Below are 14,601 nucleotides of genomic sequence, written 5' to 3' on the forward strand. Positions count from 1 at the left end.
ACTTCTAGATGCGCCAGAGGCAGAGAACGGACTGTGCCGTGGTGGCCGCTCTTAACGGCGGAGCGGGTCCTCCCCACAGCGTGGGGCGGTCGGCCGGTACCTGCAGGGGCAGCGCGTCGGCCGGGTCCGTCCCAACGGGGTCGGGTCCGAGATCGCGGGATGCGTAGCGCGATCCCGGCGCCCCTTGGGAATCCTGGGAGTAGTACTCGCCGGGATGGTGCGGGGCGACGGGATCAGGCGTCTCGTCCACGCTCGTCAGGTGTACGTGTGCGATGCCGTCGTGGACGTGGGCCGGCGCACCGGCCACGGAGAACGAACACGCGGCCAGCAACGCAATGAGAAACGCCGTGAGCGTTCCGTAGTTGCGATCTCGCACATCTCGAACATTACGGGAGGAACTTGACCTCAACGACCTCATCTGTGCGACGGTTTCGCGGTCATGAGGTGCTCCGCGAGGCTGAGCACCTCATCGACGAGCCGCCCCAGATGCCCGTCGGGAAGCCTGTAGATCATGCGGCGCCCCTCTTTCCGCGCGGACACCAGGCCCGCGAGCCGGAGCTTGGCCAGGTGCTGGCTGACGGCCGGACGCGCGGCGCCGGATTGCTCCGTAAGAGTGGTGACGTCCGCCTCGCCCGCGGTCAGGGTGTGCAGCAGGTTGAGGCGAGTGCGGTCGGCGAGCAGGCTCAGGATTTCCGCCCCGCGGACGTAATGCTCCGCGCGCGCTTCTCGCGGATGCGCACCATGCGCAGATGAGACGTTCATGCGTGCGTTCATGAGCACATGATCGGGGGAAGGTCCACCCTGCGTCCACTTCCCGGCGGGTGAAGGAAGATCCTCATGAACGCGCAGAACGGCCATCGCCGCGACAACCCCGGGGATCGCGGGCACGAGCACGCCCACGGTCACACAGACGGCCACGGCCACGGTGCCGCCGCCCGGGCCGGCCGGGGACGGTGGCGTCACCGGCTCACCCACATGATCAGGCCGCACTCCCACGCGTCCGCCGACAAGGTGGACCGCGCTCTGGAGTCGTCGGCCGAGGGCATGCGCGCGCTGTGGGTGTCCCTGGCCGTTCTGGGTGTGACCGCGGTGGCCCAGGCAGTGGTCGTCGTGGTGTCCGGTTCGGTGGCCCTGCTCGGTGACACCGTGCACAACGCCGCCGATGCCCTGACCGCCCTGCCGCTCGGCGTCGCGTTCGTCCTGGGCCGGCGCGCGGCCACGCGGCGCTTCACCTACGGGTACGGGCGGGCCGAGGATCTCGCCGGCATCGTCATCGTGCTGACGATCACGGCCTCGGCGGGGTTCGCCGCCTGGACGGCCGTCGACAGGCTGCTGCACCCGCGGGAGATCAGCTACCTGCCGGCGGTCGCCGCTGCCGCGGTGATCGGGTTCATCGGAAACGAGTGGGTGGCCCGCTACCGCATCCGCGTCGGGCGGAAGATCGGCTCGGCCGCGCTCGTCGCCGACGGTCTCCACGCCCGCACCGACGGCTTCACCTCGCTGGCCGTGCTGCTCGGCGCAGTGGGTGCCGCGATCGGCTGGCGGCTCGCGGACCCGATCGTGGGCCTGGCTATCACGGGAGCCATCCTGCTGGTGCTGCGCGATGCCGCCCGCGAGGTCTTCCGCCGCCTCATGGACGCCGTCGACCCCGCCCTCGTCGACGACGCCGAACGTGCCCTGCGCGAGGTGCCGGGAGTCCGGCAGGTGAGCGAACTGCGGCTGCGGTGGATCGGGCACCGGCTGCGCGCCGAGGTCGCCGTGGTCGTCGACGGAGAACTGAAAGTCCGTGAAGGCCACCAGGTCGCCGTGGACGCCGAGCACGCCCTGCTGGACGCGGTGCCCCGGCTGACGGCCGCCCTGGTACACGCCGACCCCGCACACGGCGCGGGCGCGGCCGACCCACATGCCGAACTGGCCCATCATGCCGCGTGAGTCATGGCCGGACACCGCTTTTCCCGAACAGGCGGCCGATGGCCCATGCTGGTGCAGCCATGACCACAGCCAGCAGCGATGCCACGTCGGCGCACCGCACCGGTGTGCGTGTACCCGCTGCCCGAGCGGCGGTCTTCGCGACGGTCAGCGTGGTCCTCGCCGTCACCGGCCACCATCTGGTGTCCGGTGACGCGATCGCTTGGCGCGCGGCCGGGATCGCCGGCATCGTGCTGTGGTCACTGCTCCTGCCGGTCATCCGGAAGCCGCGCTCCCTGCCGGTCACCATGGTCGCCACGGTCTCCGCACAAGGTGCCCTCCACTCCTGGCTCGGCGTGGGTCCGGTGCTCAGCGCTGAGGTGGAGCGCCATCACCACCATCCCGCCGACCGCGGCCTCGCGGCGCTCGGGAACCACGACGCGTGGCACGCCGGGCATCACAACGGATGGCTGATGGCCGCCGCGCATCTGACCGCCGCCCTCGTGGTCGCTTGCGGTCTGCACCGCGCCGACCAGGCTTGCCGCGCCGCTGCGACGACCGGCCGCATGCTGCGCGCCGCCGTCGCAGTCGTCATCACGCGGCTGCTCGGCACGGCCTTCCGGCCTCACACGAGGACACCCGGCAGCCGGCCGCTGCTTCCGTTCTTCCATCTGCTCCCACGGGGGCCCGCTGTCCTCGCCCATGCGGTCGTACGCAGGGGTCCGCCGGCGGCTGAGCTCGATCTCGCCGCCTGACCCGGTGCGCCCTCCGGCGTGCCGGTAATCCCACCGTGCACCCCAGGGAGTTCCCCTTCATGACCCGTATGCCCGCGACGCGCACCGCGCGCCGCCTCGCCGCCGTGTCCGCCACCGCCACCCTCGTGGCCCTGGCCACCGCGTCCCCCGCCTTCGCCCACGTGGAGGTCTCCGCGAAGGAGACCCGCGCCCTCTCGAAGAACGTCGTGCTGGACTTCGCTTGTGAATCGGAGTCCGCGACGGCGGGCATCACCAAGGCGCAGGTGTTCCTGCCGGAAGGGATCAAGCCGACCGACGTCACCTACGTCGAGGGCCCCAAGGGCTGGAAGCTCACCAGTGACGACCGCAGCGTGACCGTCTCCGGAAGCGCCCTGCCGGCCGGGAAGGATGCCGAGTTCACCGTGTCCGTGGCCCAGCTTCCGGACGCGAAGTCACTGGCCTTCAAGACCTTGCAGTCCTACGAGGACGAGCGGATCGACCGATGGATCGAGCTGGACGAGGGCAGCGAGAGTCCGGCGCCCGTGCTCAAGCTGAAGGCCGCAGCCCCCGGCTCGACGGCAGTCGAGGCCTCGCCCTCCACGTCCTCCGCCGCCCCGACCGTCTCCGCCACCCCAAGCGCCGTGGAGACGCCGGTGGTGGAGGAGAAGGCCGCCGAGAAGGAAGACGACGGCGGATCCATCGCGCTCCCGGTGGGCCTGGGCGTCGCCGCCCTGGTCATCGTTGGCGGCGGTATCTGGTGGTGGCAGCGCCGCGGCGCCGCCGACGGCTCCTGATGTAGGGCTCCCCGTGGCCCCGGTGCACTCCGGGGCCACGGGCAGTCGCATCACAGCTGGTCGATCAGGATCGGCCCCAGGACCAGGACCACGAAAGCGGCCACCAGCACGAGCAGCACCGCGACGGTGAAATGACGGACCCAGGGACTCATACGCGCCTCCCCGTCCAGTACACGTGTGGCATGGGACCCTGCGCCAGGGGTAGGCCGACGACGGACCTCGCGACACGGGAGGCCACGATCACGACTCGTTGCCTGATGCGGCGTTGGAACAGCGTGGCCGCGGCCGCGCTCCTCGCCCCGGTGACCGCTTGCGGCAACGGCGATGACGGCGGGCTTGCTCCCGGCCCGTCGAACATCCGTGGCGGCCCCGCCGCCGTCGCCCCCCTCGTCACCCGTCGGAACCGCCCCCACCGATCCGCCCCGGGCGCGAACCGCGGTGCGGGACAACTAGGAGATGTCTCTCGCGGTGACGGGCGACGATGCCCCGCTTGCCGGACCCTTCCCCTCGCCGGCGTCGGACCCGTCAGGCAGCCAGTAGATCCGGCGCCTGCTGTCGCTGCTGAAGCGGAGGGTGGTCGAACCGGGCCGTCCACTGGCCGTCGCGCCTGGTCAGGGTGACCGGAACCAGCGGTGGCCCGTCGAGGTGCCAGAAGGCCCTGGCGGGTGCGGACAGGACATGGACCAGCGAGGCTCGGACGACCGACTTCTCGGTGATCACGAGTACGTGACCCGCGTCGGCGGGCAGGGCGTCCAGCCACGCGGCTGTCCGGCGGCAGAGTTGAGCGACGGACTCCCCGCCATGCGGGGTCGCATCGGGGTCCGTGAGCCAGGCGGACAGGCCGTAGGGCTCCTTGGCCGCAACCTCCCGGACCGTGCGCCCGCTCCAACTGCCGTAATCGATGTCCCTGAGCGCGGCCTCAGGGACGCACTGCACCCCGAGAGCCTCAGCCGTCTGCACGCAGCGCGTCGAGGGCGTGCGAAGGATCCGTGTGTACGGCGGCAGAACTGCAACTGCGGCGGCATTCTGCCGACCGCGCTCGCTCAGGGCGCCGTCGCCGAAGGACAGGTCGTCCTCGGCCTCGAAGTCGGTTGCCCGCAAGAACGTCAGCCGTGCTTCCACGTCACTCACCTCGGGCTGAAGAGCTTCCGCGTGCCGCTTCCATGAGCCGGCCCACCGTTACCAACCTCCGACACGACACCCTGGTCCAACCATCCGGCAGTGGGCCCGACCGTCCCCGCCGACTGGCGGGGACCCGTCCCCCTGGTCACGCACGCTTCTGGAAGCCGACGAGGCACCGGCAGAGGTTCAGGCGGTCGCAGGGATCTTGACAGCCCTGACGACCGTGACCTGGTCGATCGCAGAGATCCGCCAAGCAGCCGCCATCGAGATGGTTCACCGCCGGCGCGGACACCAGGGCGTTGCCGTGCTCCCCGACGATTGGCGCGCCAGGACAGTGGCTGGCGGCAACGGCGATTGCGGCCGACCGCACCGGCCGAGACGGCGGCGACGCCGGCCGCGCCGGTGACTGTGAGGTTGGTGACGTCGGCCAACCCGTCGGCGGCCTCCGACGCAGGTCAGAGGCCCTTTCCGAGGTAAAGCCGCCGGTGCCGGCGGGCGAGTCGGGCTGTAGGCCGGGTTCTGTGCCCCACAAGGAGGCAGCCGGGACAGCATGGCGGGATCGTTCCCCACTCCGGTTCCTTTGGGGCTACGAATCGCTCGCTACGGGCGAGCACTAAGGTGCAATCCGAGAGATGTGCGTATCTGTCTGGATGTCCGAGTAGCAGGCTCAGGACACGTACAGCGCACTGGAAGGAAACGAAGCCGTGCATGGCGAATACAAGGTGCCCGGCGGCAAGCTGGTCGTCGTGGATCTGGATGTCGAGGACGGTGTCCTGCGCAACGTGCGAGTCGCCGGGGACTTCTTCCTGGAGCCCGACGAAGCGATCCTCTCGATCAACGCAGCCCTTGAGGGTTCTCCCTCATCGACGGACGCCGCGGGGCTGGCCGCCCGGGTCACGGCGGCGCTGCCGGAGTCGACCGTGATGTTCGGGCTGACAGCGGAGGGCGTCGGCATCGCCGTCCGGCGCGCTCTGGCCCATGCGACCGAGTGGAGCGACTACGACTGGCAGCTGGTGCACATGGAGCCGCAGGCACCGGCCCTGCACATGGCGCTGGACGAGGTGATCACCGCCGAGGTGGCCGCTGGGCGGCGATCCCCAACCCTGCGGGTATGGGAGTGGGCCTCGCCGGCTGTGGTGATCGGCAGCTTCCAGTCCCTGCGGAACGAGGTAGACCCCGAAGGGGCCGCGAAGCACGGGCTGACCGTGGTTCGCCGCATCTCTGGTGGTGGGGCTATGTTCGTAGAGCCCATGAGTACGATCACGTACTCCCTGTCCGTCCCGGAGTCCCTGGTCTCGGGCCTCTCCTTTGCAGACAGCTACGCCTACCTCGACGACTGGGTGCTCGGCGCACTCGGCGACATGGGCATCAAGGCCTGGTACAAACCCCTCAACGACATCGCCACCGAGGCCGGCAAGATTGCCGGTGCGGCCCAGAAGCGCATGGTCGGCCCTGATGGCGGTCCTGGAGCCGTGCTCCATCACGTGACGATGTCCTACGACATCGACGCCGACAAGATGCTCGAGGTGCTCCGCATCGGCAAGGAGAAGATGTCCGACAAGGGCATCACGAGCGCCAAAAAGCGTGTTGACCCGCTCCGCCGGCAGACGGGCCTCGCCCGGGAGCAGGTCATCGAGAACATGGTCGCCTCCTTCCGTAACCGCTACGGGCTGGCCACCGGCGAAGTCACGGCGGAAGAGTTGGCCGGCGCGGAGGAACTGGTGCGGACGAAGTTCGCGACCGAGGAATGGACCGCGCGCGTGCCGTAAAGGCCGCGCCCTGCCGAGTGCCGCCTCCCACCCGGCAGGGTGAGTAGGCCCTTGCTCATGATCACGCCGGCTCGTAGTGTCTTCCCCATCCGACCTTCGTGGAGCCCGGGAACACCATCACCTACTCCCTCTCGGTCCCCGCGCCACTGGTGTCGGGGTTGTCGTTCGCCGACTCCTACGCCTACCTCGACGACTGGGTCCTCGACGCCCTCGGCGACATGGGGATCAAGGCCTGGTACCAGCCGCTGAACGACATCGCCACCGAGGCCGGCAAGATCGCCGGCGCCGCGCAGAAGCGGGTCGTCGCCCCGGACGGCGGGGCGGGCCGGGCCTCGCCATGTGGGCCGCGTCCGGGGTGCGGATCACATGGCCACCCACTTGTTTGACGAGTCAATGATGTGCATATGCTTGACGCGTCAAACACTTGGAGGTGCGCCATGGAGGCGGACGCGTCGTTCCCCGTCGTCATCGGCGTCGACAGCTTCGGGGACGTCTCCAAGGACGTCGCGGGACGCCCCACGGTCACCCCGAGAACCTCCGCGCGCTGGTCGAGGAGGGTGTGGCGGCGGAACGGGCCAGGCTGGACCGCTCCACGGCGGAGGCGGGGTACGGCCCGCGGCCGATCGGCCTGCACTCGCCGGGGCACGTCGCCGCGACCGACGAGCGGGCGAGCGAGGAGTACTGGCCGTACTACGAGAGCTTCATGCTCGAGGCCCGCCGCGAGCGGGGCTTCCCTCCCATCACCCGCGCGTACTACGAGCACGAACGGGCCTACGGCTCGCTCTATGTCGGCTCGCCCGCGACGGTCGCCCGCAGGATCGTCAGGACCATGCGCGTCCTCGGCGCCACCCGGTTCGACCTCAAGTACGGGATGGGCCCGATGCCGCACGCGCACCTGATGGAGAACATCCGGCTCTTCGGTACCGAAGTCGCCCCGCGCGTAAGGGCGGAGCTCGCCTCAGGGGCGACGCGGCAGCCGGACGCGCCCACCGGCGCGGACTCCCGGACCGCGGACTCCTGAACCTCCCGACCATCCTCCGCACAGCAGAAGGACGAACCACCACCATGCAATTCGGCATCTTCGGAGTCGGCGACGTCACGCGGGACCCGGTCAGCGGACGCACCCCGAGCGAGGCGGAGCGCATCGACGCGATCGTCCGCATCGCCCGGCGCGCGGACGAGGTGGGCCTGGACGTCGTCGCCATCGGCGAGCACCACAACCCGCCGTTCATCCCGTCCTCGCCGACCACGATCCTGGCCCACATCGCGGCGCTCACCGAGCGGATCACACTGAGCACCTCCGTGACGCTGATCACGACCAACGACCCGGTGCGCATCGCGGAGGAGTACGCGATGCTGCAGCACCTCGCCAAGGGCCGGGTCGACCTCGTCCTCGGCCGCGGCAACACTGCCCCGGTCTACCCCTGGTTCGGGCAGGACATCCACAAGGGCGTCGAGCTGGCCCTGGAGAACTACAACCTGCTGCACCGCCTGTGGCGCGAGGACGTCGTGGACTGGGAGGGCAACTTCCGCTCGACCCTGCAGGGCTTCACCTCGACCCCGCGCCCCCTCGACGACGTGCCGCCCTTCGTCTGGCACGGCTCCATCCGCACCCCGGAGATCGCCGAGCAGGCCGCCTACTACGGCAACGGCTTCTTCGCCAACAACGTCCTCGCGCCCTACGGGCACTTCGAACGGCTCGTCGCCTTCTACCGGCAGCGGTTCGCGCACCACGGCCACGGCACCCCGGAGCAGGCCATCGTCGGCCTCGGCGGCCAGGTCCACATCGCCAGGCGCTCGCAGGACGCGGTCGCGGCGTTCCGCCCGTACTTCGAGGGGTTCCCGCTGTTCCGCGGGAGCTCGCTCGACGAGTACCGCAAGCTCACCCCTCTGTCGGTGGGCAGTCCGCAGGAGGTCATCGACAAGACGATGGACTTTCGGGAGCGCTTCGGCGACTACCAGCGCCAGTTGTGGAACCTGGACGGCATGGGCCAGCCCCTCGAGGCCGTGCTGGAGCAGGTGGAACTGCTGGCGACCGAGGTGGTGCCGGTGCTCCGCAAGGAGATGGCCTCGCTGCGCGCCCCGGGCGTGCCGGACGCGCCCACGCACGCCGGCCTGGTGCGGGCGAAGTACGGTGACGGACGGCCGCGGCAGCCGCGGCCCAACCCCAACCGCGGGGACAACGTGACGGGCGCCTCGCCGTACCAGGACGGCGATCCGTCGGTCGGCGCGCGACGGCCCCTGGTCGGCTGAGCCATGAGCACCGAAACCCGGGTCGGCGACGTGTCCGCCGAACGCCCGCTCACGCTCGTCGTGGTCGACGCGGGGGTGAGCGACCCCTCCTCGTCGAGACTGCTCGCCGACCGCATCGCCCACCGGGCCGTCACCGCGCTGGGCGAGCAGGGCCGCACGGCCACCACCCGCTCGATCGCACTCGGCCCGCTCGCCGTCGACATCGCCCGCGCGATCGTCTCCGGACATCCCGGTGAGAGCCTGCGGGCGGCGATCGGTGAACTGGCCGCCGCCGACGGTGTGATCACCTCGACCCCTGTCTACACCGCGGGGGTGAGCGGCCTGTTCAAGTCGTTCTTCGACGTCCTGGACGACGACCTCGTCGTCGCCAAGCCCGTCCTGCTCGCCGCGACGGCCGGCAGCCCGCGTCATGCGCTGGTCGTCGAGGACCAGGTCCGCCCCATGTTCGCCTACCTGCGCGCTCTTTCCGTCCCGACGTCGGTCTTCGCCGCCCCCGAGGACTGGGGCGCGTCGGCGCTGGGGGACCGCATCGGCCGGGCGGCCGTCGAACTCGCGGCGCTGATGGCCAGCGGCGTCGGCGACGCGATCGCCGACCGGGCCTGGTCCGGCTACCGGCACCGGTTCGACGGCAACGCCACGCGGGCCGAGCACACCGCCGCCGAGGTCGACTTCGACACCCCGCTCATGCGCCTGGCGGCCGGGGGAGCCCCGTTGCGGAAGGACGCCTCCTCCGGCTACTGAGCCGCCGTCCGCGGTCCGTGGATGCCCGGTGTCCCGTCAGGAGCGGGCCGCGATCGGGTCCTTCGCCGCGGCGGGTTCGGTCGCGCCCCCGCGGGGCACCAGCCACGCTGCGAGGACCGCGCCCGTCTGAAGGTGGTCACGACCCACGTGAGGTGCGTCTGCGTGGTGCCCGGCTCCTTCCGCAACCGGGGCAGCACCCGGTTGCTCAGGGACTGCGGCAGGGCGAAGGCGAAGACGCCCAGCAGGACGACGGCCACCACGGCGCGAGTCCGGGCGGGGCGCACCGTGCGCGGGGAACGAGGGGAATGACGGGAACCAGGCGCTGTGCGGGGTGGCATGGGGGCCTTGCGCGGGTTCCAGCTCATGACCTGGGTCGCGGCACGGACGAGCCGCCCGCGCGTCTTCGTCCGACGACGGTACGGCCGGACGATAGGCGCACGACCAACGGCCCCGCGGTCCCCCGGCGATGCACCGGGGCCGATCGCCGGCTCCGCGCCGGTGCCCCGCCCGGACCCCGCGCTGCTCCATCCGGAGTGCCCTCTCCGCTTGGTAGCCTTGATGTATGGCAGCGACCGAGAGCCCCCGATCCGCCGAACGGGGACTGCGCGCGGACGCGCTGCGCAACAGGCGGCGAATCGTGGCCGCCGCGCGCCAGATCTTCGAGGAGCGGGGTCTCGACGCGCCGATGGACGAGGTCGCCGAGCGCGCCGGTGTCGGCGCGGGCACGCTCTACCGGCGCTTCCCGTCGCGCGAGGAACTGGTGGAGGCCGCCTTCGCGGAGGAACTGACGCGGGTCGGGGCCATCGCCGAGGAGGCGCTGCTCTGCGAGGACCCGTGGACGGGTTTCAGCACGTTCGTCGAGCGGCTGTGCGCCGCCATGGCGGCCGACCGCGGCCTCAGTGACCTTCTCGTCCTCAGGCTTCCCAACTCGCGGGTCGCCGCGCGCTCCTGCGAGCGCCGGAACCGTGCCGTGGCCGAACTCGTGCGCCGGGCACAGGAGGCCGGGGTCCTGCGGGAGGACGTCGTTCCGGAGGACGTCCTGCTGTTCCTGATGGCCAACGCGGGCGTCATCGAGGTGACCCGGGGCGCCGCCCCGCACGCCTGGCGGCGCCTGGTGGCCTTCCTGCTGGAGGCCTGCAGGCCCGTCCACGCGGGGCCCCTGCCGGCCGCGCCCACCCCGCTGCAGACCGAACGCGCGCTGCTGGGGAACGCCGAGGCCAAGGGCCTGCGGGCGCCGGGCCGCCCGGGTCACGGCCCCGGCTGACCGTATCGCTGGGCCGGCGGGCGCTGTTAGGTGCGTCACGGCGGAAATAAGTGGAGAGCCACGTCCGGTTGCCTGATCGGAAGACGATCTCGACGCGCCGCCGTGGCGACGCTGAACCGGCTGATCAGGAGGCCGCGGTGAACCCATCCCCATCCGCGAGTGATGGCTGGACGGCGCTGGGCCAGGACGCGGCACACGCGCTCGACCGGATCCACGCCGTGGCCCCCTGGCCGCTGATGGCGGTGACCCTTCTCTGGCTGGCCAACCGGCATCCCGCGGTCTACGTCCGGGTCGCCGTGGCACTGCTGCTGTCCAGCGCGGCCGGGCTCGCGCTCTCCGCGTCGATGGGCCGCGTGCCGGTGCGCGGGACGTCCCCCGCCCGTGACTACCTGGCGGACTACTTCGCCCTGCCCGGTGCCGGGGCGGGCTGGTACCTGCTGACGGCGCTCGCCGTCGTCGCCACCGTTCCGGCCGCCTGGGCGCGGATCGCCGTGGCGGCGGTCGCCGCGTCCTCGGTCGCGGCGGCGGTGGCGACCGCCGACGACCCGGTGGCCGGCTTCCTCCTCGCCGCGGGCGTGCCGGTGCTCGCCTGGTTCACCGCGCGCCTCGTGCCCTACCGGCGGCGGGTGCGACGCGCACCCGAAGCGGCGCCGCTGCGGCAGGCGGGCTGACGGCCATGCACCTGGACGGCCTGATCGAGGCGGCCGGATGGTGGACGTACGCCGTCGTGTTCGCCGTGACGGCGGGGGAGACCAGCGCGTTCGTCGGTCTGCTGCTCCCCGGGGAGACGGTCATCCTCCTGGCGTCTGCCATCGCCGGCCGGGGGGACCTCAACCCCCTGCTCCTGGCCGCCGTCGTGGTCACCGGCGGCATGCTCGGTGACAGCCTCGGCTTCGCGCTGGGACGGCACTGCGAGCGGCACCCGGGCAGCCGCATGCACCGGATACGGCCCGACAGCCGGACCGGACGCGCCCGGCACTTCCTGGTGCGGCACGGCGGGGCGGCGGTGTTCACGGGTAGGTTCGTCGGTTTCGTCCGCACCTTCCTGCCCTTTGTCGCGGGCGCCTCCGGCATGCCGTACCGCCGCTTCTTCCTCTACAGCAGCGCCGCGTCGCTGGTCTGGGGCGTCGGCAATGTGCTGCTCGGCTACTTCGCCGGTGCGGCCGCCACCGAACTGCTCCACCGGGCAGGGCTCCTGGCGATCCCCGTGCTCGTGGTCGCGGGCGCCGCCGCGCTGGTCGCCACCCGCCTTCTGGGCCGGCGCCGCCGCGGGACCGCGCGGTCGGCGTCACGGATCGTGGCGACGGGCGGTGCCGCCAAGCGCGCGCCGGAACAGGACCGGGCAGGCGCGTACACCTCCGCACGGGAGTCCTGAGCCCGGCCCGCGGTCCGCCGCCGTGCCGCGCGTCGCGCGATCGCCCTGGCTAGGATCCCCCGCGTGACCGAGACCGAGACCGTGACGGCAGGCGAGCGTCCTCACCTTCGGGAGCAGGCGCGGGCCGCGCTCTGGGGCGGGTGGCCGGTGTTCATCCTGCACGCCCCGTCCTCGGCGGAGTACCGCCGCCGGGCGCTGGCGTACTTCCCGCGGTTCGACGTGCTGCTGCTGGACGGCGGCCAGGTGGTGGCCGGCGGCCAGGTGGTGGCCGGCGGGGCCGGGGTCGCGCTGTGCTGGGACGGGGAGGCAGGCACGCTCCCCGACGACTACGACGGCGCCGGGCCGCGGCGGTGACCGGGCACGAGGCCTGCGTCGTGCCGGACACCCTCTGCGTCATGGTCGCGGCCGTGCGTCCGGACCGCCTCGGCGGCGGACTGGCCGCCAGGGTGCTCACGGCGCTGCGCGACCGCTCCGTGGAAGCCGGGCTGCGACGTGTGATCGCGCCGGTGCGGCCCACGCTCAAGGCGCGGTACCCGCTGACGGCGATGGAGGACTTCGCCGGCTGGACCCGCCCGGACGGCCTGCATCTCGACCCCTGGATCCGCACCCACCAGCGGCTCGGAGCGACCGTCCTCGCGCCCGCGCCGCGCTCCATGGTGATCACAGGCACCGTGGCCGAGTGGGAGGCGTGGGCGGGCATGGCCTTCCCGCGGACCGGCGGCTACGTCGTCCCGGGAGCACTCGACCTCGTGGAGATCGACCGTGAGCGGGACCGGGGCGTGTACGCCGAGTCCAACCTCTGGATGCGGCACCTGTAGCCCTCGCGGGCCCCCGGTCAGGCGGCGCTGACGAGGTCGTCGCGGCCGAAGAGCGGGGCGTAGTCGCAGGGCAGTTGACGGAGGACGCGTGTCGTCAGGTCGCGTCCGGCCAGCCGGGCGACCACGGTCAGCACGGTGCAGCTGTCCCAGCGTGCCGTAGCCGTGGTGCCGCTGGAGCGGGCGGCCAGGTCCTCGACGAAGGCGCCGCAGGTGATGGGCCTGATCTCCGGGATCTCGGCGGTGAAGACGAGCGCCGCCTCGACGGGCAGGCACGCGGCAAGCGCGACGCGTTCGTCGCCGATGAGCCGGCGGCCCAGGGCGGCGAGCACCGCGCGCACGGCCTCCTCGGCCCGCTCCCGAGTGGGGTAGACGCCGTCGTACCGCACCCGCTCCAGCATGTGGTCGAACGTCATGGACGCCGTGGGCCGACCCGGTTGGGGCTGGGGGGACATCGGAGGACCTCCGCGGTGTGCGTGCCGGCCGGTGAATCCGGCCGTTCGCGCCCCGCCTACCCCGAAAGCGGCGGTGTATGACTGCCGGACCCCCATCGCGGCGGTACGAGCGGGACATCATGAATCGGATCAAGGATTTTTACCGCCGGATGTCTTGACCCGTGCACTACAAAACCGTACATTCCGCCTGCCCGGCCGCACCGGACGGGCCTACGGTCGTCGACCTTGGGGGGTTCCGTATGCACTGGTACCTGGACGTGCTCAAGCAGTACGCCGTCTTCGGCGGACGCGCGCGCCGCACCGAATACTGGATGTTCGCGCTGGTCAACCTGGTGGTCAGCATCGTGCTCCTCTTCGTGGGGCGCGCCATCGGCTTCGACTACCTGCAGTCGGTCTACGCCCTCGCGGTGCTCCTGCCCACCCTCGGGGTGTCCGTCCGCCGCCTGCACGACACCGGGCGTTCCGGTTGGTGGCTGCTGATCGGCCTGGTGCCGATCGTCGGCGCGATCGTCCTGCTGGTCTTCTTCTGCATCGAGGGCGGTCCCTCGGAGAACCAGTACGGCGCGAACCCGAAGTTCGCAAGCACACCGGCATGACCTTCACGCGGCCCGCTCCCGGCCGGCCAGGCCGGGAGCGGGCCGCGACGCCCGGGCTCCGCGGTGTTTGATTCGCCGGTCGGGGGGTGTGGGGGGATGCTGGTGTATATGGGTACGCGTGTTCCTGCGGATTCCGTGGTTCGGGCCGATCTGCCTGCGTGGTCGCCGATGCTGGCGGTGGCGGGGCCGTTGCCGGGGGCGGAGGCGGAGGCGGAGTACGGGTTCGAGCCGTTGTTCAACGGGGCGCGGGTGCTGGTGTATCTGCCGGGGGACGGGCGGGTGCGGTTGGTGTCGGGGATCGGGCAGGACGTGACGGCGGGGTATCCGGAGCTGGTGGGGTTGGCGGGGGTGTTGCCGCCGGGTCTGGTGGGGGTGCTGGACGGGGAGGTGGTGGCGTTGGGGAAGCATGGCGGGGTGTCGGTGGAGCGGTTGCAGCGGCGGATGAGTGTGCGGCATCCGGCGGCGGTGGCGGAGGCCGCGGCGGCGATGCCGGTGCAGTTGGTGGTGTACGACATCTTGCATCTGGGGGAGCCGGTGTTGCATTCGCCGTTCACGGCGCGGCGGGCGTTGCTGGATGATCTGGGGGTGTCGGGGCCGCATGTGGTGGTGCCGCCGTACTGGCCGGCGATGGCGAGTGAGGCGTTGCACTACATCCGGCAGGAGGGGTATGACGGGGTGGTGGCCAAGCGGTTGACCAGTACGTATCTGCCCGGTCGCCGCAGCCGTGACTGGATCAAGGTCAAGAACCTCCACGCCGACGGCAACTGACCCCCGC

General features: G+C 71.6%; 17 protein-coding genes and 1 pseudogene. 15 read left to right on the forward strand and 3 right to left on the reverse strand.

Going from position 1 to position 14,601, the window contains the following annotated elements:
* Positions 1–414: 414 nt before the first annotated feature.
* Positions 415–774 carry an ArsR/SmtB family transcription factor gene (locus B085_RS0138290; protein WP_078620255.1) on the reverse strand — a complete coding sequence of 120 codons (360 nt, stop codon included), beginning with the start codon at positions 772–774 and terminating at the stop codon, positions 415–417.
* A gap of 63 nt (positions 775–837) precedes the next feature.
* Here B085_RS0138290 and B085_RS0138295 point away from each other — a divergent pair, with 63 nt between their 5' ends.
* The 3 genes from B085_RS0138295 to B085_RS0138305 are packed head-to-tail and all read left to right on the forward strand — an operon-like array spanning position 838 to position 3,436.
* Positions 838–1,932 (forward strand): cation diffusion facilitator family transporter, encoded by a 1,095-nt coding sequence (locus tag B085_RS0138295; RefSeq protein ID WP_018563892.1) that lies wholly within the window; start codon positions 838–840, stop codon positions 1,930–1,932.
* Between the two features lie 59 nt (positions 1,933–1,991).
* Positions 1,992–2,663 carry a hypothetical protein gene (locus B085_RS46125; RefSeq protein ID WP_018563893.1) on the forward strand — a complete coding sequence of 224 codons (672 nt, stop codon included), beginning with the start codon at positions 1,992–1,994 and terminating at the stop codon, positions 2,661–2,663.
* 59 nt (positions 2,664–2,722) lie between these two features.
* On the forward strand, positions 2,723–3,436 hold the full coding sequence (locus tag B085_RS0138305; protein WP_026251874.1) for a DUF1775 domain-containing protein: 714 nt from the start codon (positions 2,723–2,725) through the stop codon (positions 3,434–3,436).
* Positions 3,437–3,961: 525 nt separating this feature from the next.
* Here the strand turns inward: B085_RS0138305 and B085_RS0138315 are convergent.
* Positions 3,962–4,558, reverse strand: a complete 597-nt coding sequence (locus B085_RS0138315) for a histidine phosphatase family protein (RefSeq protein WP_106435134.1) — start codon at positions 4,556–4,558, stop codon at positions 3,962–3,964.
* Positions 4,559–5,262: 704 nt separating this feature from the next.
* Here B085_RS0138315 and B085_RS0138320 point away from each other — a divergent pair.
* From B085_RS0138320 to B085_RS48355, 10 genes and pseudogenes are all read left to right on the forward strand, one after another.
* Positions 5,263–6,327, forward strand: a complete 1,065-nt coding sequence (locus B085_RS0138320; protein WP_018563897.1) for a lipoate--protein ligase family protein — start codon at positions 5,263–5,265, stop codon at positions 6,325–6,327.
* 95 nt (positions 6,328–6,422) lie between these two features.
* Positions 6,423–6,653: pseudogene (locus B085_RS0138325) on the forward strand (lipoyl protein ligase domain-containing protein); the annotation flags it as partial.
* 233 nt (positions 6,654–6,886) lie between these two features.
* The gene (locus tag B085_RS45115; protein ID WP_018563899.1) at positions 6,887–7,348 is read left to right on the forward strand and encodes a hypothetical protein; all 462 of its coding nucleotides are present in this window, start codon (positions 6,887–6,889) and stop codon (positions 7,346–7,348) included.
* 44 nt (positions 7,349–7,392) lie between these two features.
* Complete coding sequence (locus tag B085_RS0138335) at positions 7,393–8,580, forward strand: CE1758 family FMN-dependent luciferase-like monooxygenase (protein WP_018563900.1); 1,188 nt, start codon at positions 7,393–7,395, stop codon at positions 8,578–8,580.
* 3 nt (positions 8,581–8,583) lie between these two features.
* A complete protein-coding gene (locus B085_RS0138340) occupies positions 8,584–9,321 on the forward strand; it encodes a CE1759 family FMN reductase (RefSeq protein WP_018563901.1) in 738 nt (245 codons plus the stop codon).
* A gap of 562 nt (positions 9,322–9,883) precedes the next feature.
* Positions 9,884–10,585 carry a TetR/AcrR family transcriptional regulator gene (locus tag B085_RS45120; protein WP_018563903.1) on the forward strand — a complete coding sequence of 234 codons (702 nt, stop codon included), beginning with the start codon at positions 9,884–9,886 and terminating at the stop codon, positions 10,583–10,585.
* Positions 10,586–10,722: 137 nt separating this feature from the next.
* Positions 10,723–11,256: a hypothetical protein gene (locus tag B085_RS0138355; RefSeq protein ID WP_018563904.1), complete on the forward strand. Its 534-nt coding sequence runs from the start codon at positions 10,723–10,725 to the stop codon at positions 11,254–11,256.
* A gap of 5 nt (positions 11,257–11,261) precedes the next feature.
* A complete protein-coding gene (locus tag B085_RS0138360; protein WP_018563905.1) occupies positions 11,262–11,960 on the forward strand; it encodes a DedA family protein in 699 nt (232 codons plus the stop codon).
* Positions 11,961–12,023: 63 nt separating this feature from the next.
* A complete protein-coding gene (locus B085_RS48350) occupies positions 12,024–12,314 on the forward strand; it encodes a hypothetical protein (protein WP_018563906.1) in 291 nt (96 codons plus the stop codon).
* 41 nt (positions 12,315–12,355) lie between these two features.
* Positions 12,356–12,778, forward strand: a complete 423-nt coding sequence (locus B085_RS48355; RefSeq protein WP_158689913.1) for a hypothetical protein — start codon at positions 12,356–12,358, stop codon at positions 12,776–12,778.
* A 17-nt stretch (positions 12,779–12,795) separates the two neighbouring features.
* On the opposite strand, the gene B085_RS0138370 is transcribed toward B085_RS48355, so the two are convergent.
* A complete protein-coding gene (locus tag B085_RS0138370) occupies positions 12,796–13,191 on the reverse strand; it encodes a DUF2267 domain-containing protein (protein WP_018563908.1) in 396 nt (131 codons plus the stop codon).
* A gap of 278 nt (positions 13,192–13,469) precedes the next feature.
* Here B085_RS0138370 and B085_RS0138375 point away from each other — a divergent pair, with 278 nt between their 5' ends.
* Together B085_RS0138375 and B085_RS45130 are read left to right on the forward strand one after the other, a co-directional pair.
* Positions 13,470–13,826, forward strand: coding sequence for a DUF805 domain-containing protein (locus tag B085_RS0138375; RefSeq protein WP_018563909.1), 357 nt, complete (start codon positions 13,470–13,472; stop codon positions 13,824–13,826).
* Positions 13,827–13,922: 96 nt separating this feature from the next.
* The gene (locus B085_RS45130) at positions 13,923–14,594 is read left to right on the forward strand and encodes a hypothetical protein (RefSeq protein ID WP_018557784.1); all 672 of its coding nucleotides are present in this window, start codon (positions 13,923–13,925) and stop codon (positions 14,592–14,594) included.
* Positions 14,595–14,601: the final 7 nt, after the last annotated feature.

It is taken from the genome of Streptomyces sp. BoleA5 (assembly GCF_000373665.1).
Taxonomy (GTDB): domain Bacteria; phylum Actinomycetota; class Actinomycetes; order Streptomycetales; family Streptomycetaceae; genus Actinacidiphila.